We start from the raw sequence: 22,276 nt of genomic DNA on the forward strand, positions 1-22,276 counted from the left end.
GCCGCGGGCCGCCGCCCTGATGGCACCGGCCGGGACGCCTCGCCGTGACATGACGCACAGTGCGGTACGCCTGCTCCCGCCCGTGGACGCCTACCGCTGTGCCTCCCCGGTGACGTCCCCCAGCCGGCCGGTCTCGGCGAGCGCCAGCAGCCCGGTGGCCGTCGCGGCGGCCTCGCCGGGCGGGACGACCAGGAGGACCCAGAGTCCGACGGTGCCGCAGTCCACGGTGATGACGTGCGCCCCGCCGTGCGGACCGGCCGGGTCCACGGTGATCACGCGGCCGGGCGCCATGACCGTACGCGGGGCGCCGGGCCAGGCGAGCGGGTCCACCGTGACCCGTACCGCGGCCTCCCGGTCCGGTTCCAGACTGCCGATCAGCGAGGGCAGTTCCAGCTCCAGGACGTCGCAGCGCGGCCACCACGCTCCGTCCAGCGGGCCGTGCCGGGCGTCCGGGGTCAGGGACAGCCGGGGCAGCGGCATGCGGTACGTGTGGGAAGGGGCCGATGAGGAGGCGTCGGCCGGCGTCTTGCTGGGGTCCATCCTGCGGTCCCGTCCCGGGAGCCGTCCGCGGGCGCCCGTTCCGTCACTCGCCGGGAACGGCACCGCCGGCAGCGGAGCGCGAAGAGCTCTCGGTACGGCCAGGCTACTCCCGGCGGCGTTCCCGGTCACGGAGGCGGCAGGCGCAGGGCGAGGAGGGCGATGTCGTCGGTGCTGCCCGGTGACATACGGGCCGACAACCGGTCGCACAGCGAGTCCAGCGGTTCCCCGGCGAGCGCCAGCGCGTGACGGCGCAGCCGGCGCAGCCCGGTGTCCAGATCGCTGCCGGGCACCTCGATCAGGCCGTCGGTGTAGAGCAGGAGCGTGGACCCGGGAGGCAGGGGGTGGGTGCCGTCCGGCCGTTGCCCGACGGCGCCCAGGCGGGCCCCGAGGATCATGCCCTGTCCGGCTTCGAGGTACCGGGCGTCGCCGTCGCCGGTCAGCAGCAGGGGCGGCGGATGCCCGGCGCTGGTCCACCGCAGGGTCCACGGGCCGTCGGGCGGGCCTTCCACCCGGGCGAGGACGAGGGTGGCCATCGGCACGGTGGTGATGGCGGGCAGGGCGTCGTCGAGGCGGTCGACGACGGCGGCGGGCGGTCCCGTGTGGTCCCAGGCGAGGGAGCGCAGGATGCCGTGCAGCTGTGCCATGCCGGCCGCCGCGGTCAGGTCGTGGCCCACGACGTCCCCGATGACCAGCGCGAGCGCACCGTCCTTCAGGCCGAACGCGTCGTACCAGTCGCCGCCGACCTGCGACCCGGCCGGGGCGGGCTGGTAGCGGGCGGCCAGCCGCAGCCGGCCGTGCCGGGGCAGCGGGGGAAGCAGGTTGCGCTGCATGGCCTCGGCGACGGCGCGCTGCCGGCCGAACCTGCGGGCGTTGTCGATGACCAGGCCCACCCGGCGGCCGATGTCGCCCACCGCCTCCAGGTCACCGGTGCCGAACGGGTGCGCCGGATCGGTGCGCACCAGCGTCAGGGCGCCGGTGAGCTGCTGTCCGGTGCCCAGCGGCACCGTGAGGACGGAGGACGCCCCCGTCGCCCGCAGGAAGCCCCGGTGAACGGCGTCCAGGGGCTGTTCCGGCGGAGAGCCGGGTGGCGCGTCGAGGGGCGCACCGGACGGCGAGTCGGGGGGCGCACCGGACGGCGTACCCGGGTCCGCCCGCACCCACAGGACCGGATCGCCTCCGCTCAGCACCTGGACCAGGGGCGAGAGACTCGCCGCTTCGGCGGACGGGAGGCCGGCGCGCAGGCCTTCCTGCGCGGCGTCGCGGCCCTCGGGCCCGGTGACCGAGACCCGGTGCACCCGGCCGGGACCGGTCAGGAGATCCACGGCGGCCCAGTCGGCCAGGCGGGGCACCAGAAGGCGGCCCAGCCGGGCCGGCGCCTCCTCGGTCTCCAGGGTCTGGCCGAGTACGTCGGTGATCTCGGCGACGAGCGTCAGCCGCTCGGTGAGGTTCACCAGGGCGTGCGTACGGGCCGCGCGTTCCGCGCGCTCCCGGCGGGTGGGGCCGTCGCCGGCCGACTCGGTGATGATCACGGCCGTGCCCTGCGGGACACCGTCGTCCGTCAGGGGCGACGCCGACCAGGTGACCGGGACCAGGCGCCCGTCGCCCAGCAGACAGCCGTCGTTCTCCCCGCGCCCGGGGCTCCCCGCGGCCAGCGCCCTCAGGAGGGGGCACTGCTCCCGTGGGATCCGGGCGCCGTCCGGACCCCGGTGGAGCAGGTCGTGCACGTCCTGCCCGTGCATCGCCGCCGCGGTGCGGCCCAGCACCCGCTCGGCGGCCGGGTTCACCGCGGCGACGCGTCCCGTCGGATCCACCACGACCAGGGCCGTGTCCAGTTGCTCCACGACCCGGTGCCACAGGCCCGGCCCAGCGGCCCGCGGCCGCCCGGCGTCCTCGCCGGGTGTCACACCCTCCACCGCATCGCCTTTCCCGTGACCGGGCGCTCCCGACGGCGGCCGGTGACGTGCTCTCCCCGCCGCGCGTTCTCACGGGGGAGACGAGAGGGCGGGACGCGGTGACCGGTGGGTCACCTCACGCGGCCCTCCTCCGGTTCGGACTCCTCCTCGTCGGGGAGGTGGACGTCGTCGACGGAGATGTTGACCTCCACGACCTCCAAGCCTGTCATCCGCTCCACGGCGCCGATGACATTGGCGCGCACGTCGGCGGTGACCTCGACGATGGGGACGCCGTACTCGACGACGATGTCCAGGTCGACCGCGGCCTGGCGCTCGCCCACCTCGACCTTCACTCCGCGCGAGACGCCGCCGCCTCCGCCGCCGGGCACCCGCTCGCGTACGGCGCCGAAGGCCCGGGCCATGCCTCCGCCGAGGTTGTGGATGCCGGGGATCTCACGGGCGGCCATGCCCGCGATCTTCGCCACCACGCCGTCCGCGATGGTGGTCTTCCCGCGGGTCTCCGCCGGAGCCCCGGCCCCGGTACGGCCCTTCAGCGCGCTCACGCCCGTGTCGGGGCGGCCCGCCGAGCTGATGCTGGTGGTGTTGTCCGTCATGGTGATCGCCTCGGCCCCTGTCCGATGGGATGTGCCGCCTCCGGGTACCCCTTCGCCACGGCACGCGAACGGCATCGGCCCGATCGGGCGGACCGGTTTCCCGACGGCGGGCGCGCCGGGGCGGGCTCCGCCGTACGACCGCCGGAACCGCTCTCGCGCCCGGTCGGCGCGGCCGTACCGCACAGCCCGAGGACGGCGCCTCGCGCGGCGGACGGCCATGCCGCCGCCCGGACCCCCTCACCGGTGGGGGCTGATCCGTTTCACCGGTGGTGGTCAGTCCGTGCGCCGACCCGGGACACCGGCCTGCGCGTCCTCGAACGGGAAAAGCTCGCTCTCCCCGAAGTCCGGGGCCTGGAAGGGGTTCGTCGTCGGCGGCGGCGATGCCGCGGCGGCATGGCTGGGCGCCCCTTCCGGGGCGGAGAACAGCGAGGTCAGGTCGATGGGAGGGCTCCCGTTCGGTGAGGGGTCAGGAAGGACACGTCGGTCCTACAGCTTGGTCATCTTGTTGTACGGGCTCAGGATCCGCTCCTGCGTGGAACCGAAGTCCACGAGCGCCGCGATCCCTTCCTCTATGCCGATGACCCGGCCGAGGCCGTACATGTCGTGGGTGACCTGGTCGCCCACCTCGAACAGCTTGGGAGGCCGGACGACCGGGGCTTTGAAGGGGCTGGTGGGGAGGTGGCGCCTGTGCGCGGCTGGCTTTGTCATTGCGACCAGTATGCGCCTGCCCGGAACGGGCCCGACCCTGTCGTCGGCGGGGCAACCGGCCCGGGGCCAGGCGCGGGTGCCGTTCACGACCGGTGCGAGGTCGGTGTTCCCGAGGCCGGATCGGGGAGCGAGGGCCCGGCCGGCCGCGGCCGGCTGCCGCGTCGCGGGCCGTCCGGGTGGCCGGGGCGGCCGGTTCCGGCCCGGCGCCACGGCAGAGCGAGGCGCAGCGGGGGGCGGCCGTGCCGGGGGCGCGGAGTCGCCCGCCAGCGCACCAGCAGGACGACGGCGGTGAGGGCCGCCGCCAGCAGGGCGAGAGGGGGATGGGGGCTCACGGGGTCCCTTCCTCGGGGAGAGTGGGCTGCTCGTCGCCGGCCCGGGTACCCACGACGGCGCGTGTCACGGGTCGTCAGGGCACACGGCGGCGGAGAAGCCGCGGGGCGGCCCGCACCAGAGCGGTCCCCGCGAGCCCGACCGCACCCCCGGCGGCCACGTCGGACGGGTAGTGCGCCCCGCCGTGCACCCGCTGAGCCGCGACGAGCACCGCGGCGGCGCCGCACGCGGCCCCCGCGGCCGGCCAGGTCGGCGCGACGGCCCCGGAGAAGGCGACGGCGGCAGCGGTGTGACCGGAGGGGAAGGAGGAACTGTCCGGGCGTTCCCGAAGGGCGTCCTGCGGCACCCACTCCCGCGGCGGGCGGCGCCGCTCGAACACCTGCTTCGCGACCCCGTTGGACAGCACCTCGGCCACCGCCATCGCGGACACCCCGGCGACGGCGGCCCTCCGGCCGCGCGGGCCGCCGACGGCGGCCGTCGTCCCGGCGGCCGCCCACCACAGCTCGGTGTGCTCGGCCGCCTCCTCCCACGCGAGTCCGCCCCGCCGCGGCCAGGACGGCCCCCACGCGATCACCCGCCTGGCCAGCCGGCGGTCGCCCTCGCGCAGAGTCCCGGTCCGTTCCATTCCGCACGGGTATCCGGCCGGCCGCCGCCCATGTGCGGAGCGGCGACGCGGCGCACCGTGCGCACATGGCCGCCGGGGGCCGCCGAGCTGCGGGTTTCAAGGTCCCGAAGCCCTTCCCGGAGGGCTGAAAGCGCGGTGAAACCCTTCTGAACCGCCCCGCCCGCAAGCTCTGCGGCATGACGACGAACCACGAACCCGCGATCGTGGCCACCGGGCTGCGGAAGTCCTACGGGGACAAGACCGTCCTCGACGGCATCGACATCCAGGTGCCCGCCGGCACGATCTTCTCCCTGCTCGGGCCGAACGGCGCCGGCAAGACCACGGTGGTCAACATCCTGTCCACGCTGATCTCCGCCGACGGCGGCGAGGCGCGGATCGCCGGCCACGACCTCACCGCCGAGGCCCAGGCCGTCCGTGCCGCCATCGGTGTCACCGGCCAGTTCTCCGCCGTGGACGGCCTGATCACCGGCGAGGAGAACATGCTCCTGATGGCCGACCTGCACCACCTGTCCAAGGGCGAGGGCCGGCGGGTCACCGCCGAACTGCTGGAGCGGTTCGACCTGGTCGAGGCCGCCAAGAAGCCCGCCTCCACCTACTCCGGCGGCATGAAGCGCCGCCTCGACATCGCCATGACCCTGGTCGGCGACCCGCGGATCATCTTCCTCGACGAGCCGACCACCGGCCTCGACCCGCGCTCGCGCCACACCATGTGGCAGATCATCCGCGAGCTGGTCTCCGGCGGGACGACCGTCTTCCTGACCACCCAGTACCTGGAGGAGGCCGACCAGCTCGCCGACCGCATCGCGGTGCTCAACGACGGCGGGCTCGTCGCCCAGGGCAGCGCCGAGGAGCTCAAGCGGCTCGTCCCCGGCGGTCACGTGCGGCTGCGCTTCTCCGACCCGGCGGCGCACGCCCGGGCGGCGGCCGAGCTGCGCGGGACGACCCGCGACGACGAGGCGCTCACCCTGCAGATCCCCAGCGACGGAAGCCAGCGCGAGCTGCGCGCCATCCTCGACTGGCTGGACGCCGCCGGCATCGAGGCCGACGAGCTGTCCGTGCACACCCCCGACCTGGACGACGTGTTCTTCGCGCTGACCGCCAACCCCGCCCCCGCCGGCACCGACACCGCCGCCGGCACCGCCGCCACCGCCAAGGAGACCGCCCGATGAGCAGCCCCTCGTACGCCTTCCGCGACAACCTCACCATGCTGCGGCGCAACCTCCTGCACGCCCGCCGCTACCCCTCCCTCACCCTGAACCTCCTGCTCACCCCGGTCATCCTGCTGCTGCTGTTCGTCTACGTCTTCGGCAACGTGATGAGCGCCGGCATCAACGGCGGTCACGCGGACCGGGCCGACTACGTCGCCTACCTCGTCCCCGGCATCCTTCTGCTGACCGTGGCCATGACCTCGCTCGGCACCGCGGTGGCCGTGTGCACCGACATGACCGAGGGCATCATGGCCCGGTTCCGCACCATGGCGATCTCCCGCGCCTCCGTGCTGATCGGCCATGTGATCGGCAGCGTGATCCAGACGATGATGGCGCTGGTGCTCGTCCTGGGCATCGGACTGGCCATCGGCTTCCGGCCGGACGCGTCCCTGGTGGAGTGGCTCGCGGCGGCCGGCCTGATGGCCCTGGTCAGCCTCGCGATGACCTGGCTCGCGGTCGGCATCGGCCTGATCAGCCCCAACCCCGAGGGGGCCAGCAACATCGGGACGCCGCTGGTGATGCTGCCGTTCCTGTCCAGCGCGTTTGTGCCGGTGGACGCCATGCCGGGCTGGTTCCGCTGGTTCGCCGAGTACCAGCCGTTCTCGCCGCTCATCGAGACCCTGCGCGGCCTGCTGCTGGGCAGCGGGATCGGCACCCGGAACGCGGTGCTGGCCGTCGCCTGGTGCCTGGGGCTGTCGGTGCTGGGCTACCTGTGGTCCAAGGCGCGGTTCAACCGCGAGCCGCAGCGCTGAGCTCCCGCCGTGCGGCGGCCCGCAGTTCCTCCCGGTCCAGGGTGGCGTACGCCGACCTCGCGTCGTCGTAGGCCGCCCTGTCGGCGTTCTCGGCGGCCTGCCGGGACCGGGCCGGCGACAGGCTGGGGAACTCCCGTACCGTCGGCATCCGCTCCGCCAGCGCCACCAGCCGTACCGCCGCCGGATCGCCCCCGGCCAGCCCGGCGAAGCCGAGCGCCAGCAACACCGTGCCGTGCACCGGGAGTTCCGCCGGAGAGCCGTCGCCGGAGGAGCCGGACAGCATCCCGAGCAGCCGTTCCCGCAGCCGCTCGGCCAGCCCGGCCACCGGCTCGAGCCGGCCGCACTGCGCGTGCGCCGCCAGCGCCGCCGACTGGATCTCCAGGGACCAGGGATCCATGAACGGATCGTCGGCGTGCAGCAGGCTGCCCTGTTGCATCCGCTCCACCGCCTGGCGCCACAGCCCGAGCCCGACCTCGGTCAGCCCGCGGGCCAGGGCGATCTCCGCACGGGCGGGCAGATCGGTGCCGTAGGTCTCGGCGGACTCCGCCTGCTCCCGGGCCGCGAGCCCCAGCCAGTACTCCGCCTCGTCGACCTCCCCGCGCTGCAGACAGGCGAGCACCAGCCCCCCGCGGACGCCGATCGTGTCCGACCAGTCGCCGACCTCGTCGAGCGCGCTCAGCGCGGCCCGCAGATGGTCGTACGCCTCCGCTCCGTGCCCGGACTTCAGGCACAGCTCGCTGATCCGCCCGTGACCGATCAGCCGCATGGCCGGATTCTCCAGCGGCCCCAGCACGTCGAGCATCCGGCGGGCGCACTCCAGCGCGCGCTCCGTGTCCTGCTCGGCCTCCCACACGTAACTGGCGACGCCCGCCGCCATGCCCGCCAGCAGGGGCGCGCCGGCGTCGCAGAGTTCCCGCAGCCGCGTGTACCGCGGCGGGTGTATCTCCGGGAAGGCGCACAGCACGACGGCCAGTGCCCGCGTCAGCGTGTCCGGCGGTGCGGCCGGCAGCCGGCGCAGCGTCACGAGATGGCGTACGGCGTAGGGGCCGCGGCCCATGAAGAGGCTCGCCGTGCACACCGTCGCCGCGCTGCGGGCCGTCTCGACGTCCTCGGGTTCGCCGGGGCCGGGACGGAAATGGGACAGCGGCCCGGCGGTCTCCTCGGCGAGGGCCGCGAGCCGGGCGTAGGTGGAGCCGGTGGCCCAGAGCGAGCCCAGCGCGGCGGTGAGCGCCGCGGTGGTGGGCCCGTCGCCGCGGGACAGCGCATGGCGCAGGGCCAGGACGAGGTTGTCCTGCTCGGCGCGGATGCGGATCCACGGGCGCTCCGGACCGCCGCTGAACAGCACGTCGTGGTGCGCCCGCCCGAAGTCCCGGGCCCAGCGCAGGAACCGGCCGGTCACCGCGTCGTCCTCGCCGGTCTCGGCGCGCCGGGCGGCACTGAACTCCCGGAGCGTCTCCAGCATGTGGAAGCGCACCCCGGAAGGGCTGTCACCCACCTTGATCAGGGACTGACCGGCCAGCTGTTCCAGCAGGGTCAGCGCGTCCGCGCTCTCGCCGAGCACGTACTGCGCCGCGTCCTCGGTGAACCCGCCGGGGAACACCGACAGCGCGCGCATCGCGGCCCGTCCGTCGGCCTCCAGGAGATTCCAGCTCCACTCGACCACGGCCTGGAGCGTGCGATGCCGCTCGGGTGCGTCGCGGGCCCCGCCGCGCAGCAGCGCGAAGCGGTCACGGAGCCGGCGCGAGATGTCGGCCACGGAGAGCACCCGCACCCGGGCCGCGGCCAGTTCGACGGCCAGCGGCAGCCCGTCCAGATGGCGGCAGATCTCCGCCACCTTGTCGGCGGGCAGCTCCACGCCGGGCCTGGCGGCCCGCGCCCGCTGCTCGAAGAGCGCGACCGACGTCGCCGGCGACAGCTCCGGCAGGGCGTACACCGCCTCCGACGTCAGCCCCAGCGGAGCCCGGCTGGTGGCCAGGATCCGCAGCTCCTTCGACCGCGACACCAGTGCCTGTACGAGCTCGGCGGCGCCCGGGATCACGTGCTCGCAGTTGTCCAGCACCAGCAGCGCGGGCCCGGCGCCCAGCGCGGCGGCGATGCCGCTCACCACATCGCCGCCCCCGGTGAACTGCCGGCCCTCACCGGCACCGACGGCGGAGGCCACCTCGCCGGTGACGTCGGCATCGGCGAGGACACCGGCGAGGGTGACGAAATGCACCACGGGCTGCTCGGCCGCCCGGCTCACCGCGTGGGAGAGGCGCGTCTTGCCCAGCCCGCCGGGCCCGACCACCGTGACCACCCGGGCCTCCCGCAGCAGCCTGCCCACGGCGGCGACGTCGGCGTCCCGCCCCAGCAGCGGGTTCGGCTCGTGCGGCACCCCATGACGGACCGTCGGCACCTCCGCCCGCACCAACTCCTGGTGCACGGACCTGAGTCCGGGCCCCGGATCGGTCCCCAGCTCGTCCCGCAGCCTGCGGCGGTAGGCGTCGTACCGGGTCAGCGCGGCAGCCCGCCCGGCGGTCGCGGCCTCACAGCGCAGCAGCTCGGCCAGCACCTCCTCGTCCCGAGGCAGCTCCCGGGCCAGCCCGGCCAGCGGCGCCGCCGCCTCCTCCCGCCGCCCGAGCCGGGCGAGCGCGAGCGCCCTGGAGCGGACCAGCGACCGGACGGCCCGGACCCGCTCGGCGCGCAGCGCCACCACCGGATCGTGCAGGTCCTCCCCCGCACCGGCGCCCGTGTTCCCGTCCCACAGCGCCAAGCCGGCCTCGGCCTCGGCCAGGGCACCTTCGTGGTCCCCGGCCCGCGCCCGCTCGGCACTGCCCGCCTCGTGCAGCAGCAGCGCGGCACTGTCGACCTGTGTCTCGTCCAGCGCCAGCCGGTACCCCGTCGGCGTGCTCACGATCAGCTCGGCCCCCAGCTGCGCCCTGAGCCTGGACACCAGGACCTGCACCGCCTTGCCGGGCCGCTCCGGCAACTCGTCCGGCCACAGCCCCTCGACCAGCCGGCCGGTGCTGCACCCGGTGCGCAGATCCCCGGCGAGCAACGCCAACAGCCCTCGCAGCCGGGGCGCGGTGATCTCCCGCCCGCGATAGGCGACTCGCGGCAGCAGCGCCAACTCGGTTGTCATGCCTGAAGATTAGCCAGGACACCACCGAACGCGCCGACGCACGGGAGGGGGGCGCCGAGGGACCGTACGCCTGCCCGCCCCCCCGGGTGATCAAGAAGACGGTAAGAACCCCGCACCCCGCGCCCCTCACCTACAACCTTCCGTTTCGGCAGGCCGTCCAACTCGCGCCCGGTGCTGGTCCCTGTGCCGGGATCTCTTCTGTCCCACCTGGGGGATGTCATGAGTTCTGTCTCCGTCGGACGCGTGCTGCGTCGCGGGGCGTGTGCCGGAGCCGTGGGGGCGTTGGCCGTCGCCGGGCTCGGGAGCGGGGTCGCCCTCGCCGACGGCGAGGCGCAGAGCGACCAGCTGTGGATCCAGGCGCCGTACGAGCAGGCGGTCACCGTCGCCCCCGACACCGGTACCGCGCAGTACCGGTCGCTGGCGCTCGGCCTGTACCACGACAACGCCGGCTTCACCGTCACCGAGGGACGGCTGACCGTCGACGTCTCCGGGCTGGCCGGGATCGCCGAGGTGGCCTGGCCCGGCAACTGCACGCCGGACGACGCCGGCACCGTCGCCGTGTGCGACACCGGGACCGTGCCGACCCGGTACAGCGCGCAGGTGCAGCTGAAGGTGCGGGCCGCCGCCGGCGCCGCCGTGGGAGCGCAGGGTGCGATCGAGTACTCCGCCGAGGCCACCGGCGGACCCGACGGCACGCTCACCGCCCCGGAGGGCTCGGCGGAGACCTTCGTCACCGTCGGCTCCGGCCCGGACCTCGGCATCGGCGCCCCGCAGGACGTCTCCGGCGTCGCGCCCGGCACCGGCCTCACCGTGCCGTTCTCCGTCACCAACACCGGCAACGAGACCGCCCACGGCCTCAGCGTGCGGATGTGGGCGACGTACGGCCTCGACGTCGTCACCCGTTACCCGCAGTGCACCTACACCGGCCCGGACGGCGGCGGCGAGTACACGCCGATGACGTACGTGACCTGCTCCTTCGACACCGATGTCGCGCCCGGCGCCACCGTGGAGCTGCCGGAGCCCCTGCGGCTCGCCGTCACCGACCACGCGCTGTACGAGCGGTTCGACTACGAGGTCCAGCCCGGCGGCGACACCACCGACCTCGACGGCTCGGACAACGGCCGCTCCTGGCACATCGACGCCGACAACACCGCCGACTTCGCCGTCCGCGGCACCGAGGTGAGCGGCGCGGCCGGCGACACCGTCACCGCCGGCTTCCGCTTCGTCAACCGCGGCCCGGCCTGGGTCGGCAACGTCGCCTCCGGCGACCCGGTCGCCGTGATCGACTACTACCTCCCGGCGGGCACCACCGCCACCTCGGTGCCCGACACCTGCCACACCGCCTGGACGTCCGGCGACGACCCGGCCGTCGGCCACTACGCCTGCACCCTGCCGATGTGGGCCGAGCCGGACCTGAAGGTCGGCTTCCCGTTCCAGCTGCGCATCGACCGGGTGGTCCCCGACGCGACGGGCCGCGTCGTCCTCCACCCGCACGCCGACGGGTCCCGCACCTTCGACCCGAACAGCAAGAACGACACGGCCAAGGTGGTCGTCAACCCGTCCGCCTGAGAACAGCGGGGGCCCGCGGGCCGGACCACGGACGGTCCGGCCCGCGGCACACCCCATTCCGATGTGACGCAGGTCACGGGAAGTAGGTGCGGGGTGCCGGACAGCTCATCGAGGTGAGCACTCATATGCGTACCCGGGTACGGGCCGGGGATCCGAGCGCGTTCGCCGAGCTCTTCGACACCTACGCCCGCGCGGTCTACAACCATGCCTTCCGGCTGACCGCCGACTGGTCGACGGCCGAGGACGTCATGGCCGCGACCTTCATGGAGGCGTGGCGGCTGCGCGACAAGGTCGAGCCGGAGGGCGGTTCCCTGCGGCCCTGGCTGCTGGGCATCGCCACCAACACCGCGCGCAACCAGTACCGGAGCAACCGGCGGTACCGGGCGGCGGCACAGGCCGCCGCGGCCGCCGAACTCTCGGTCCCCGACCACGCCGAGGAAGTGGCGGACCGGCTCGACGGCCGGCAGCGCCTCGCCACGGCACTCACCGCCCTGGCCTCGCTGCGCCGCCCGGAGCGCGAGGTCATCGCGCTCTGCCTGGGGGAGGGCCTGGACTACGCGGCCGCCGCGGAGGCGCTCGGCATTCCCGCCGGCACGGTCGCCTCCCGTCTCTCCCGCGCCCGCAAGAAGCTCCGCAGGCTCGCCGGCGCCGACCTGGAGGGAAACCAACCCACGGGACACGCGGGGCGGTTGAGAGGCCGGGCGGCGGCCAGAGCGACGGGGGCGGATCCCGCCGGGAATCTCGAAGAAAGTCTCGTGAAACGGGAAGCCGGCCGGCCCGGCCGACAGACAAGAGGCGATCACGCACACGCGATCCGGCCCGCACAGGAAGGAAACCGATGAACGCGAACCCGTCCCGGCATCACGCTGCCGAGTGGGAAGAGGGCGCCCAGCTCTTCGACCGGACGACGCGCGACCTGCCGCCGGGCCGTCACCAGTTCCACAAGGAGCGCATGATGGCCCAGATTCACGAGACGCAGCAGGCCGAGCACACCGGCACGGGGACGCAGCCGGCGGCCCGGGCGACGACGCGCCGGCTCCGGCTGCCGCGTCCGGCGATCGTCCTGCCCGCGCTGGCCGCCGCCGTCGCCGCGGCGGTCGTCGGCGTGGTGTCGTCCGGCGGCGGCGGGGGAGTCAGGGACGGCGGCGTCGCCACCGGACCGGCCCTGACCACGACCGTCGGCGCCGCGAACGCCAAGGGCGCACCGCAGTTGCTCGACCGGATCGCGCTGACGGCGGCCGAGGTGAAGCAGTCGGCCGTGAAGCCCGGCCAGTACATCTACATCGAGTCCAAGATGGCCGAGAGCTTCGTGAAGACCGTCAACGGCAAGAGCAGCCTGGCCAGTCACGAGCTGCACACCCGTCAGGTGTGGGAGTCCCCGGACGGCACCGAGGGCTGGCTGATCGACCCGGCCGTGAACGACAGCCCCGAGGGCGAGACCCTGAGCCTGCCCGACGAGCAGGGCAACACCCCGAAGGCGTACCTGAACGCTCCGTCGTACGACTATCTGGCCAAGCTGACCACCGACCCCGACGCGCTGCTGGCCAAGATCTACAAGGAGACCGAGGGGCACGGCAACAGCCCCGACCAGGAGGCCTTCACCACCATCGGCGACCTGCTCGGCGAGAGCTACCCTCCGGCAGAGCTGTACGCGGCCCTGTTCAAGGCCGCCGCGAAGATCCCGGGTGTCGTCGTGGTCGACGACGCGGTGGACGCGGCGGGCCGGCACGGGGTGGCAGTGGCCCGCCTCGACGAGAACAGCGGCCAGCGAGAGGAGTGGATCTTCGACAAGAAGACCCACGTCTTCCTGGGCGAGCGCACGGTCCAGGTCAACGGGACGAGCGGCGAGAAGGGCCTGATCAAGCCCGGCACGGTGGTCTTCACCAGCGCCGTCATGAACCGCGCAGTCGTCGACGGCATCAAGCAGACCCCGTCCCAGACCGGCTGACACACCCACCTGCCGGGTCCCCCGACGCCTCGACGAAAAGCACCCGGTGCCTTCCGCCATCCACGGGAGGCACCTGGGCGTTGGCGCGTCAGCCGGGAATTCGGGGGTCCGTCTCGTTTCGGCTCCATTCCGAGGAGCCGAGCGGGTAGGTGTAAGCGGGCCGGCCCACGTTCCCGCTCGTGCGGAAGGGGTTGCCGTGGTCGTCGATGCGCAGGGTGCCCTGGCGGTCGCCGCTGGACCACTCCAGTTCCAGGTACCAGCTCACGTTGTGGGCCCGCGCGTCGGCGAAGACGTAGAAGACCTCGGGGTCGGACTCGCTCACCTTGTACGGGAAGTCGCGCTGACCGGCCTCGGGGGAGAGCGCGGGCCGCCCGGCGTCGAGGTCCACCCCGAATGCCGCCGTCTCCACGCCGCCACCGCACCCGACGCCCATCGCGAAGTCGTTCCAGGCGAGCGGCGCGCTCTTCTCCACCACCCGCACATGGAGTTCCTTCAGGACGACGGTGGCCTTCCCGGTGCCCTGTACGGTCAGCGCGAGCATCTGCTGCCCGGCGGCGACCGCGCCGAGCGCGTTGACCCACCCGCGCGCGTCCGGCTCACCCGGCGGTGGGGGCACCTGCTCGGGCTTCCGGTCGACCAGGAAGTGCGGGCCGCACGGGTTTTCCCACTTGTACGGGTTGACGGCGACGGCCGGCGCGGTCGCCCCGTCCGCCGCCCCGTCGCCCCGGGCCGCCCCGGCCCCACCGCTGCGCGAGGTGGAGGCGGACCCGGAGCCGGAGGCCGTGGGACTGCCGGTGCGGGAGGCGGACGGCGAGGCCGGCCCGCCCGTCGCCCCGGCCGACTCGGGAGCGCCGGGAGTCCCGTCGGTCGACGGGGAGGCAGCCGCCCCCACGGACTCCTTCCCGCCCCGGTCGTCCTCGCCCTCGCCGGACACCAGACGCACCACGAGGGCCGCCGACACGAGGGCGGCGGCCATGGCGGTCCCCGCGAGGACGGCGGTACGCCGCCGCGTCACGGGAGCCTCGGCCGAGGGCCGCCGCTCGTCCTCGGCAGCAACCCCGGCGGCTGCTTCGGGGCCTGGCGTTCCGGCCTCCGCCGACCGGGCCTCCGCCGTTCCCGTCCCGGTCCCCGTCCCGGTCCCCGTCCCGGTCCCCGTCCCGGTCCCCGTCCCGGTCCCGGTCGCCTTCCGCCCCCGCCGGGCGTCCGCGAGAACCCACCGCCGATGCAGCTCCACCAGTTCCTCTGGCGTTGCCTTGCAGACCCGCGCGAACCGTTCCACGGGCGCGTAGTCGGTCGGTACGGCGTCCCCGTTGACGTACCGGTGAAGCGTGGACGCACTCGTGTGCAGCCGCTTCCCGAGCACTCCGTAACTGAGCCCGGACCGCTCCTTCAACCGGCCCAACAGCTCCGAGAATTCGTCTCCCGCCACCGTTCCGCTCTCTCCCCACGTCCCGGAACCGCATTCCAGGGAACGGTCATTCCCCCAGGTCGGACCTGTCGCAAGCGTTCCAGCGTCCCGGATGTCCCGGCAGTCGTGGCGGCCGGGACGGATCGCCGCACAGGCTTGGGCCATCCAAGCACGCCGCTCCCGGCATCCGGTCGAGCGGCCCTCGCCAACACCCGTACCGCACAAGGGGGATCCCATGTCCACACGCACCCGCCGCACCCGCCGTACCCGTGTCTTCGTCGCCGCCACGCTCGCGGCCGCCGCGCTGACGCTGACGGCGTGCAGGAGCGGAGAGGGCGTCCTCGACGAGGGGGCCCCGGCGGGCTCCGCGTCCACGTCGGCGCCCGCGGCCTCCACCACGTCCCCGTCCAGGACGAGCGGGGGAACCCCGGCGGGCCCGGCCTCCGAAGGCGCGACCGGCGGTGCGGCGGGCTCCCAGGGCGCCAAGGACCCGGGGTCCACCAGGACCCCCTGCTCCAGCACCTCCACCCGGACGACCGCCACGGAGGTCTCCCGGCCCCTGAACCACCTTCTCCTCACCGTCACCAACACCGGCTCGAAGAACTGTGACCTCGCCGGCCGTCCGGCGGTCCGGTTCGGCGAGGCCCAGTCCGTCCCGCCGGCCTTCGAGGACTCCAAGCCGCAGGCGGTGGTCACGCTCGCCCCCGGCGAGTCGGGCTATGCGAGCGTCCTTCTCTCGGCCGCGGACGGCAGCGGCTCGAACGGCTACACGGCCACCTCGCTCGAGGTCTTCCTCGACGACGGCGCGAGCGCCGCCCACCCGTCGCTCCCCGCGAAGGGGGTGTACGTCGACGACTCGGTCACCGTCTCGTACTGGCAGTCCACCATGGCCGACGCCCTCGCCTGGTGAGGCCCGAGCCGCGCCCACGCCGGGGGCCGGGCACACGGCCTAGGGGCGGGGCCCGGCCTCCGGTCCGGGAGCCGGGACCGGGGACGGGGCGTGCCGGGGCGGCCGTACGTCCGGGCAGGCGTCGTGACCGGAGCCGGCCGCCTGCGCGGGCGAGGCCGCCGGCTTCCGGACCCCGCCACGACGGCCCGGGCACGCCAGGGCGAGCAGCAGGGCGGCGGCCGTCAGCGCCGCGCCCGCCGCGGCCACGGACGGCAGCGCGTGGCCGCGGGCCAGCAGGAGGCCGCCGAGCCAGCTGCCGAGCGCGATGCCCACGCAGAAGGCGGAGTTGTTGATGGTCAGGGCCATCGTGGGCGACGAGGGCCCCGCGGCGGTCACGATCTGGGTGTTGAGCGCCGGGATGGTCGCGAAGTAGGCGGCTCCCAGCAGGCAGAACAGGCCGGCCACCGCCCACCGGCTGCCGGGCAGCAGGGCGAGGAGCAGCAGGGCCGCCGCGGCCGTGCCCAGCGTGGCGAGGACGGCCGCGTACGGGGAACGGTCGGCCGCCCGGCCGCCGACCGTGTTGCCGACGATGCCGCCGACGCCGTAGAGCAGAAGCAGCACGGTGACGCTCCGCGGGCCGAACCCCACGGCCTGCGTGAGGTAGGGCGAGGCGTAGGTGTAGAGCGCGAACACCCCGCCCGTGCCGAGCACGATCACCAGGGCGACGAGCAGCATCGGTGCCGGGAGGGCGGACTTCCGCCGGCCGGTGCCCGCCGCCGTGCCTCGCCGGGTGGCCGCCACCGGTGGCGCCTCGGGCACCGCGCACCGCAGGAGCAGCAGGGTCGCGGCCAGGCTCAGCGCGGCGAGCGCCCAGAAGGTGGCGCGCCACCCGAAGGCGTCCCCGATCAGGGTGCCGACCGGGACGCCGGCCACGCTGGACAGCCCGATGCCGAGGGTGACCTTGGCCCCCCACGCGGCCCGGCGGTCCGCGGGAGCCATGTCCCGTGCCGTCGCGACGAAGGCGGCGATGAGCGTGGAGTGAGACAGCGCGCTCACCACCCGGCCGGCGACCAGCCAGCCGAAGCCGGGGGCGAGCGCGGCGAGCACGTTGCCGAGGATGAACACGCCCATCATGCACGGCAGGAGGACGGTCCGGCGGAGCCCGGCCGTGGCCGCGGTGAGACACGGGCCCAGGAGGACGACCGCGACGGCGTACACGGTGATCAGCATGCCGACGGCGGTGAGCGAGACGCCGACGTCCCGCGCGATGGCCGGAAGAATGCCCGCGATGACGCTCTCGGCGGTACCGATGCAGAAGGTGCAGATCATCATCGCGAGGACGGGGAGCGGCATGGGTGGTGGTCTCCTTGGTGGTCGTCACCGCCGGGCACGGGCGGGGCGGCCGTCGTACGGGCCGCCCCGCCCGTGCCCGCGCGGCGAGCCGTGCCGCGGCGGCGGGCGGTCGGGGCGAGGTCTCAGGGGGTGCCCACGCTGACCGGCCGGTCGCTGTCGTCCCGCGGCGGATGGACGGCGTCCCGCGTCCCGGCCGTCCCGGCCGTACGGGCCGCCCGGGCCCGGCGTGCCCAGGCCCGTACGACGGGCCGCTCGACCCCGATGTACAGCAGCCACGCCAGCAGCAGGCTCACCGCGGCGACGAGCGCCGCCACGCCGACCGCCGCCGCGAGCGAGTCCGCCTCCCGGAAGCCGAGCCGTTCCTGGGTGAAGGACAGCAGGATCTGGTGGACCAGGTAGAAGGCGAAGGACACCTCGCCCAGCCACACCCACACGCGTCCGCCGACCGCGGTGCCCCGGCCCTGCGCGTCACGTGCCGCGGTGGCGGCGATGAGCAGGGCGAACGGCACCACGACGACGGCGTTCAGGGAGAAGAGGAAGGGAACCGTGAGGCTCACCGCGTAGGCCCCCACCGTGAGCGCCAGCGCCGGCAGCACTCCGAGGCCGATCCACCTGCCGGACAGCACGATCCGGGCCATCAGGATGCCGAGCAGGAAGTCGAGGACCCGGGCCGGCGGGAAGATGTACACCAGCCACATCTGAGTGATCGAGTGGCCGTACAGCGGCGAGTTGGCGTGGTTCGGCCCGAACGTCGCGCCCGCCGGCAGCAGTTGGACCACCAGCGGCAGCAGCACGATCACCGCGGCGGTCGCGGCCGCCCACCCCCACAGCCGCTCGGCCCGGATGCGCAGCGTCCAGCGGTGCAGGACCGGGAACAGCAGGTAGAAGACCAGCTCGCAGGAGAGCGACCAGCTCGGGTTGTTGATGCTGAAGAACACGTCGTCGCGGGGCACCCAGGCCTGCAGCAGCAGGAAGTTCGGTATGCCCCGCCCCCAGGTCGCCGACGCGTAGGCGTACATGACCAGGGCGAGGAAGAACGTGACGACGTGGTTGGGGTAGATCTTCGCCAGCCGGCGGCCCCAGAAGGCGCGGGTGGTGTCGTCGTCCCGCGCGGACCAGGCGAGGACGAAGCCGCTGAGGATGAAGAAGAAGGTGACGCCTGCCCAGCCGCCGTTCTTCAGGACGGTGGCGAACGGGCCGTGGCCCTCGCCGGGGGTGGAGTAGGCGTCGAGCAGCGACAGATGGAACAGGAAGACCAGGAAGGCGGCGAAGAACCGCATCCCGGTGAGTGAGGGGAGCCGGGACGAGCGCCCCGGCGCGAGGGAGTCGACGGACACGAGGATCACCTGGATGTGGGAGAGCGGACAGGAACAGCCCCGTCGGATCGCGCCCACGGGGGACGCGGCGGTGCCGCGACGGCGGACGGATCACGAGGGCCGGATCGACGGTCGGGCGGGTTGGATCGGCGGTCGGGCGGGCCGGACCGGCGGTCAGGCGGGCCGGATCGACTGGGCGTGCCGGAAGAAGCCGGTGGGGTCCCAGGCGGCCTTGACCTTCTGCAGCCGCCGGTAGCCGTTCTTGTAGTAGAGGTCGTGCCACGGCACACCGGAGGTGTTCCAGCGGGGGTCGGCCAGGTCGACGTCGGCGTAGTTCACGAAGCAGCCGTCGTTGGTCTCGTTCGGCACCGGCACACCGCCGGTGGCGGCGAACATGTCCCGGTAGCACTCCCGCACCCAGGCGATGTTGGCCTCGTCGTCCGCGGCGTCGTTCCACAGCGAGACGACCTGGTACTTGAGGACGGAGTCCCGCTGGGGCACCGCGGTGTCGTCGGGGGCGACGCGGTTCACCGCCCCTCCGTACGACGCGATCATGAGGAGCGCGCTCGGGTTGTGGAAGTCGTCGCGGGTCAGATGCCGGTAGGCGGCGGCGATCTGGGCGTCGGTGTAGTTGCGCCGGGCGTAGACCGACTTGCCCTTGAACCTGATCGTGGGGTCCGGGCCGGTGAAGCCGGGCCACTGGGTGGCGTGCAGCCACGGCACCCGCCGGTACTGGCGCACCTGGGGCTGGACGCCGACCCCCGCGCCGACCTCGGACACGTAACTCTGCAGCAGGCGCTCGGCACCGGGGGCCCCGGCGTCGACCAGCGAGTCGAGCACCACCGCTCCGGCCGACTTGTGGAACGGCTTGAGCTGACTGAACAGCTTCGTGTACGGGGAGTCGGGGCCGCTGTTGCGTGCGTGCCAGTCGCCGTGGTTCCACATCAGGCGGGTGAAGCGGGCCTCGGTCAGCTGCTCCCAGGGCCAGGCCACCTCGCTCAGCCACACCTCGCGCGGGGGAGTGGGCAACTGCGCCGCCGGATCACTTCCCTTGGCGTCGGGGGAGCGCAGCCAGTAGCGGGTCACCACGCCGAAGTTGCCGCCGCCGCCTCCCGTGTGCGCCCACCACAGGTCCCGGTGCGGGTCGTCGGGCTCGCGGGTCGCGGTGACGGCGCGGGCGGTGCCGTCCGCCTGGACGACCACGATCTCGATGCCGTACAGATGGTCGACCGCGAGTCCGTCGCGCCGGCTCATCGACCCGTAGCCACCGCCCTGGATGTGGCCGCCGGCGGCGACGGTGGGGCAGTTGCCGGCCGGGAGGTAGACGCCCCAGCCCTTGTACAGGCGGTCGTAGACCCGGCCGAGGGCGGCGCCGGGCTGGACGGAGAAGGCCCGGCGGCGCTCGTCGTAGGAGATGTCGTCCATGCGCGACAGGTCGAGGACGACCGTGATCTCACGGCTGGTGGTGAAGTCCTCGTAGCAGTGACCGCCGCTGCGCACGGCCAGGCGCGCACCGGAGTCGACCGCCTGCTGCACGGCCCGGACGACATCGCTGGTCGACGTGGCCAGGACGATCTGCTCGGGGCTGCCGACCCAGCGCTGGTTGGTGCCGCGCCGCAGGTCCGCGTAGCGCCGGTCCGCCGGACGCACCGTGAGGGGCGCCGTGTCGGCGGCAGCGCGTCCGTGGTCCTTCGCGGCTGCGGCGGCGGGGCTCAGCCCGGTGGCGGTGACGGCCAGGGCACCGCCCGCGGCGGCCGTGCCGGACAGGAAGGTCCGGCGGTGCACCGGCTGACGCGTGGTGGCCCGCGTCCGGGCGGGCGGGGACGGGACGGCAGGAGCCGGGGCGGCGGAGAGGTCCGGGGGCACGGGGGCAGACGAAGGCATCGGTGAGTCCTTGGAGTGGTGGGACGAAGGTGAGACGGAGGGCCCGCCCGGCGGCGCCGGCCGCGCGGGTGCGCCGAACGGGGCACGGCCGGGACCGGCCGGCGGGGTCAGCGGGTCGTCGTGCCCCGCGCGGTGGGGCCGTCGAGGGCGTCGAGACGGATGCCGAACCAGTCGAGGATGCCGGCGACGCGGCGGGCCTCCTGGAGGTCGACGGCGGTCGGTCCGGTGACGACGGCGTGCCGCGAGAACGTCCGCAGGGCGTCGGGCGAAAGCGCCACGGCCGTCCCGGGGAACAGGCACTTCTCGGCGTACTCGGCGCCTTGGTCGGGGCCGGCGCAGGGCTCGGTGGTCCACAGCAGGTACGGCGCCGGTACGTCGCGGGCCACCGCCCGGACCCAGGCCGGGGAACGCAGATCGCGTCGCAGCGTGTCGTACAGCAGGTGGGCTCCGGCGATTCCGGCGCGGAACCGCATGGCCTTGGCCTCGCAGCTCCCGATCAGGTCGAGCCGGGCGTTGACCAGGGCGTCGACGGCCGGAATGGGGTACTCGACGGCGACGGGGCGCGCCACGGGTCCGGAGTCGGGTGAGGCCGCGGTCCTGGACAGCAGCCTCCGCATCAGCCGCCGGTATCCGGCGAGGCCGTGGACGGGGCCGGCGACGACCGTGCCGTCCGCGGACCGGCGTTCGGGCGAATGACCCCGAGGGAGGGGCGGCAGCATGTCGTGGACGGTGTGCGCCAGGTCGGCGCGGGCCTGTCGCGCCCTCTCCGGTGACGTGCGCCGGCAGTCGAGCCAGAGCGCCACGTCCGCCGCTCTGCGCAGCGGCCCGGCCGGACGGGGTCGTAACGGGGCGAGCGTGTTCATGAGAATTCCCCCGGATGGTGAAGGTCGTCGAGCGGGCGGAAGCGTTCCCGCAGGCCGTGCCGTGCCGTGCCGGGCCGGACCCGGGGCGGGCGGAAGCGGCCGCGGCGGTCGCGGTGACCTGAAGGAACGATTCGCTGAAGCGTCCCGGACCGTGGAGTCCCCCCGGTCAGGGGCGGTCGTGCCACCGCAGGTCCCCGGGCGTGGCGCGTCGGGCCGGGGTCTGCGTCTCGTACGGCAGTGATCCGTCCGGCATGTTGATGATCTCCATCTGGATGCCGATCGGTGTGCTGAAGTAGAGCCAGCGGTCGCCGGCGATCGGGCCCTGGGTGATCGTCTCGGGCTCGCCCATCAGCTCCACGCCCTCGCACGCGCGCAGATAGGCGGCGGCCGCGTCCACGTCGTCGACATAGAAGGCCAGGTGGTGGCCGCCGACGTCGCTGTTGCGCGGGGGCCGGGAGCGCAGGGCACCCGTTCCGCTCTGCGTCAGTTCGCAGTTGGCGGTCGGGCCGGTGCGCAGCAGCGTCCGCCGTGACTGCTCGGCGCCGGGCGGCCAGTGCCCGTCCGGCCGGTCCGCGGCGCCCTGTGAACTCTCCACCAGCTCCGCGCCGAGCACTTCGGTGAAGAAGGCGGTGGCGGCGTCGAGATCCGCGACGGTGTAGCTCACGTGCTCGACGCCCAGCAGCCCGAGCGAGCGCTGGACGGCGTTGGCGTACGGAGCGGGCGCGGGAACGAAGCACCGGCCGTCTCGTCGCCCGGGGCCGCGCAGCGAGAGCAGCATGCCCCACGGCGTCAGAAACCAGCGGCGGTCCGCACCGGGGGTGTCCGGTGGTCCGAGACGGACGGTGGCCGCGCGGCGCAGATGCCGCTCGGCCGTGTCCAGGTCCGCGACCAGCAGAGCGAGGTGGTGGCCGCCGACGTCGTTGGGGCCGGGCGGCGAGGCGAGCTGGTCCGGGGCGGTGTACTCGAAGAGCTCCAGATTGGTGTACGGGCCGAGCCTGACCAGGGCGACCTGGGCCCGCGCCCGTGGATGAACGCCCAGCTTGCGCGTCATCCAGTCGCCGGCGGGATCCTCGACCGGCCCCTCCCGGTAGCAGAGTTCGCCCCCCAGCACGCCGGTGAAGAAGGCGATGGCCTCGTCGAGGCGCGGCACCGTGAAGGCGTAGTGGTCCACGGCCCGTGCGGTGGGAAGGCCACGGAGCGCTGTGGACGACGACGCCGTGACGGCGTTGAGCATGGTTCCCCCTCGGAATGGCGCC

At 74.2% G+C, this 22,276-nt stretch carries 19 protein-coding genes; 6 read left to right on the plus strand and 13 right to left on the minus strand.

Going from position 1 to position 22,276, the window contains the following annotated elements; genetic code table 11:
- Positions 1–90: 90 nt before the first annotated feature.
- From ACFY2L_RS21055 to ACFY2L_RS21080, 6 genes are all read right to left on the minus strand, one after another.
- Entirely contained in the window at positions 91–540 is a 450-nt protein-coding gene (locus tag ACFY2L_RS21055; protein ID WP_390823022.1) for a DUF5994 family protein, read from the minus strand.
- Between the two features lie 125 nt (positions 541–665).
- On the minus strand, positions 666–2,453 hold the full coding sequence (locus tag ACFY2L_RS21060) for a SpoIIE family protein phosphatase (RefSeq protein ID WP_390823023.1): 1,788 nt from the start codon (positions 2,451–2,453) through the stop codon (positions 666–668).
- A 110-nt stretch (positions 2,454–2,563) separates the two neighbouring features.
- Positions 2,564–3,046 (minus strand): Asp23/Gls24 family envelope stress response protein, encoded by a 483-nt coding sequence (locus ACFY2L_RS21065; RefSeq protein WP_390659556.1) that lies wholly within the window; start codon positions 3,044–3,046, stop codon positions 2,564–2,566.
- Positions 3,047–3,532: 486 nt separating this feature from the next.
- Positions 3,533–3,754 carry a CarD family transcriptional regulator gene (locus ACFY2L_RS21070; RefSeq protein ID WP_390659555.1) on the minus strand — a complete coding sequence of 74 codons (222 nt, stop codon included), beginning with the start codon at positions 3,752–3,754 and terminating at the stop codon, positions 3,533–3,535.
- Positions 3,755–3,837: 83 nt separating this feature from the next.
- A complete protein-coding gene (locus tag ACFY2L_RS21075; protein WP_390823024.1) occupies positions 3,838–4,086 on the minus strand; it encodes a hypothetical protein in 249 nt (82 codons plus the stop codon).
- Between the two features lie 74 nt (positions 4,087–4,160).
- On the minus strand, positions 4,161–4,709 hold the full coding sequence (locus ACFY2L_RS21080) for a phosphatase PAP2 family protein (RefSeq protein ID WP_390823025.1): 549 nt from the start codon (positions 4,707–4,709) through the stop codon (positions 4,161–4,163).
- A 176-nt stretch (positions 4,710–4,885) separates the two neighbouring features.
- Between ACFY2L_RS21080 and ACFY2L_RS21085 the strand changes: the two genes are divergently transcribed.
- Positions 4,886–5,878 carry an ATP-binding cassette domain-containing protein gene (locus ACFY2L_RS21085; RefSeq protein ID WP_390823026.1) on the plus strand — a complete coding sequence of 331 codons (993 nt, stop codon included), beginning with the start codon at positions 4,886–4,888 and terminating at the stop codon, positions 5,876–5,878.
- Complete coding sequence (locus tag ACFY2L_RS21090; RefSeq protein ID WP_390823027.1) at positions 5,875–6,669, plus strand: ABC transporter permease; 795 nt, start codon at positions 5,875–5,877, stop codon at positions 6,667–6,669. Before ACFY2L_RS21085 ends, ACFY2L_RS21090 begins: the two co-directional genes overlap by 4 nt.
- Here ACFY2L_RS21090 and ACFY2L_RS21095 read toward each other — a convergent pair.
- Positions 6,647–9,790, minus strand: coding sequence for an ATP-binding protein (locus tag ACFY2L_RS21095; protein WP_390823028.1), 3,144 nt, complete (start codon positions 9,788–9,790; stop codon positions 6,647–6,649). The two genes, ACFY2L_RS21090 and ACFY2L_RS21095, sit on opposite strands and share 23 nt — an antisense overlap.
- A gap of 219 nt (positions 9,791–10,009) precedes the next feature.
- On the opposite strand from ACFY2L_RS21095, the gene ACFY2L_RS21100 reads away from it, so the two are divergent.
- From ACFY2L_RS21100 to ACFY2L_RS21110, 3 genes are all read left to right on the plus strand, one after another.
- On the plus strand, positions 10,010–11,359 hold the full coding sequence (locus ACFY2L_RS21100; RefSeq protein ID WP_390823029.1) for a hypothetical protein: 1,350 nt from the start codon (positions 10,010–10,012) through the stop codon (positions 11,357–11,359).
- A 125-nt stretch (positions 11,360–11,484) separates the two neighbouring features.
- A complete protein-coding gene (locus ACFY2L_RS21105) occupies positions 11,485–12,201 on the plus strand; it encodes an RNA polymerase sigma factor (RefSeq protein ID WP_390823030.1) in 717 nt (238 codons plus the stop codon).
- Positions 12,198–13,307, plus strand: coding sequence for a CU044_5270 family protein (locus ACFY2L_RS21110; RefSeq protein WP_390823031.1), 1,110 nt, complete (start codon positions 12,198–12,200; stop codon positions 13,305–13,307). The genes ACFY2L_RS21105 and ACFY2L_RS21110 overlap by 4 nt, the downstream gene beginning before the upstream one ends.
- Positions 13,308–13,395: 88 nt before the next feature.
- Here the strand turns inward: ACFY2L_RS21110 and ACFY2L_RS21115 are convergent, their stop codons facing one another.
- Positions 13,396–14,736, minus strand: a complete 1,341-nt coding sequence (locus ACFY2L_RS21115) for a helix-turn-helix domain-containing protein (RefSeq protein ID WP_390823032.1) — start codon at positions 14,734–14,736, stop codon at positions 13,396–13,398.
- Positions 14,737–14,950: 214 nt separating this feature from the next.
- On the opposite strand from ACFY2L_RS21115, the gene ACFY2L_RS21120 reads away from it, so the two are divergent.
- Positions 14,951–15,625, plus strand: coding sequence for a DUF4232 domain-containing protein (locus ACFY2L_RS21120; protein WP_390823033.1), 675 nt, complete (start codon positions 14,951–14,953; stop codon positions 15,623–15,625).
- Positions 15,626–15,664: 39 nt separating this feature from the next.
- Here the strand turns inward: ACFY2L_RS21120 and ACFY2L_RS21125 are convergent, their stop codons facing one another.
- The 5 genes from ACFY2L_RS21125 to ACFY2L_RS21145 all read right to left on the minus strand — a co-directional run bounded on the left by ACFY2L_RS21125 (position 15,665) and on the right by ACFY2L_RS21145 (position 22,254).
- Positions 15,665–16,957, minus strand: a complete 1,293-nt coding sequence (locus tag ACFY2L_RS21125; RefSeq protein WP_390659542.1) for an MFS transporter — start codon at positions 16,955–16,957, stop codon at positions 15,665–15,667.
- A gap of 122 nt (positions 16,958–17,079) precedes the next feature.
- Complete coding sequence (locus tag ACFY2L_RS21130; protein WP_390823034.1) at positions 17,080–18,294, minus strand: acyltransferase family protein; 1,215 nt, start codon at positions 18,292–18,294, stop codon at positions 17,080–17,082.
- Positions 18,295–18,447: 153 nt separating this feature from the next.
- Complete coding sequence (locus ACFY2L_RS21135; RefSeq protein ID WP_390823035.1) at positions 18,448–20,157, minus strand: FAD-binding oxidoreductase; 1,710 nt, start codon at positions 20,155–20,157, stop codon at positions 18,448–18,450.
- Between the two features lie 107 nt (positions 20,158–20,264).
- Complete coding sequence (locus tag ACFY2L_RS21140; protein ID WP_390823037.1) at positions 20,265–21,020, minus strand: hypothetical protein; 756 nt, start codon at positions 21,018–21,020, stop codon at positions 20,265–20,267.
- Between the two features lie 166 nt (positions 21,021–21,186).
- Entirely contained in the window at positions 21,187–22,254 is a 1,068-nt protein-coding gene (locus tag ACFY2L_RS21145) for a VOC family protein (RefSeq protein ID WP_390659538.1), read from the minus strand.
- Positions 22,255–22,276: the final 22 nt, after the last annotated feature.

The sequence above is a fragment of the Streptomyces sp. NPDC001381 genome, assembly GCF_042895685.1.
Taxonomy (GTDB): domain Bacteria; phylum Actinomycetota; class Actinomycetes; order Streptomycetales; family Streptomycetaceae; genus Streptomyces.

Excerpts from the sequence above, each read along its gene's own strand:
- ACFY2L_RS21055 (WP_390823022.1), bottom strand. The coding sequence starts at position 540 with ATGGACCCCAGCAAGACGCCGGCCGACGCCTCCTCATCGGCCCCTTCC.
- ACFY2L_RS21070 (WP_390659555.1), bottom strand. The coding sequence starts at position 3,754 with ATGACAAAGCCAGCCGCGCACAGGCGCCACCTCCCCACCAGCCCCTTC.
- ACFY2L_RS21085 (WP_390823026.1), top strand. The coding sequence starts at position 4,886 with ATGACGACGAACCACGAACCCGCGATCGTGGCCACCGGGCTGCGGAAG.
- ACFY2L_RS21090 (WP_390823027.1), top strand. The coding sequence starts at position 5,875 with ATGAGCAGCCCCTCGTACGCCTTCCGCGACAACCTCACCATGCTGCGG.
- ACFY2L_RS21110 (WP_390823031.1), top strand. The coding sequence starts at position 12,198 with ATGAACGCGAACCCGTCCCGGCATCACGCTGCCGAGTGGGAAGAGGGC.
- ACFY2L_RS21105 (WP_390823030.1), top strand. The coding sequence starts at position 11,485 with ATGCGTACCCGGGTACGGGCCGGGGATCCGAGCGCGTTCGCCGAGCTC.
- ACFY2L_RS21080 (WP_390823025.1), bottom strand. The coding sequence starts at position 4,709 with ATGGAACGGACCGGGACTCTGCGCGAGGGCGACCGCCGGCTGGCCAGG.
- ACFY2L_RS21120 (WP_390823033.1), top strand. The coding sequence starts at position 14,951 with ATGTCCACACGCACCCGCCGCACCCGCCGTACCCGTGTCTTCGTCGCC.
- ACFY2L_RS21135 (WP_390823035.1), bottom strand. The coding sequence starts at position 20,157 with ATGCCTTCGTCTGCCCCCGTGCCCCCGGACCTCTCCGCCGCCCCGGCT.
- ACFY2L_RS21065 (WP_390659556.1), bottom strand. The coding sequence starts at position 3,046 with ATGACGGACAACACCACCAGCATCAGCTCGGCGGGCCGCCCCGACACG.
- ACFY2L_RS21095 (WP_390823028.1), bottom strand. The coding sequence starts at position 9,790 with ATGACAACCGAGTTGGCGCTGCTGCCGCGAGTCGCCTATCGCGGGCGG.
- ACFY2L_RS21100 (WP_390823029.1), top strand. The coding sequence starts at position 10,010 with ATGAGTTCTGTCTCCGTCGGACGCGTGCTGCGTCGCGGGGCGTGTGCC.
- ACFY2L_RS21125 (WP_390659542.1), bottom strand. The coding sequence starts at position 16,957 with ATGCCGCTCCCCGTCCTCGCGATGATGATCTGCACCTTCTGCATCGGT.
- ACFY2L_RS21140 (WP_390823037.1), bottom strand. The coding sequence starts at position 21,020 with ATGAACACGCTCGCCCCGTTACGACCCCGTCCGGCCGGGCCGCTGCGC.
- ACFY2L_RS21145 (WP_390659538.1), bottom strand. The coding sequence starts at position 22,254 with ATGCTCAACGCCGTCACGGCGTCGTCGTCCACAGCGCTCCGTGGCCTT.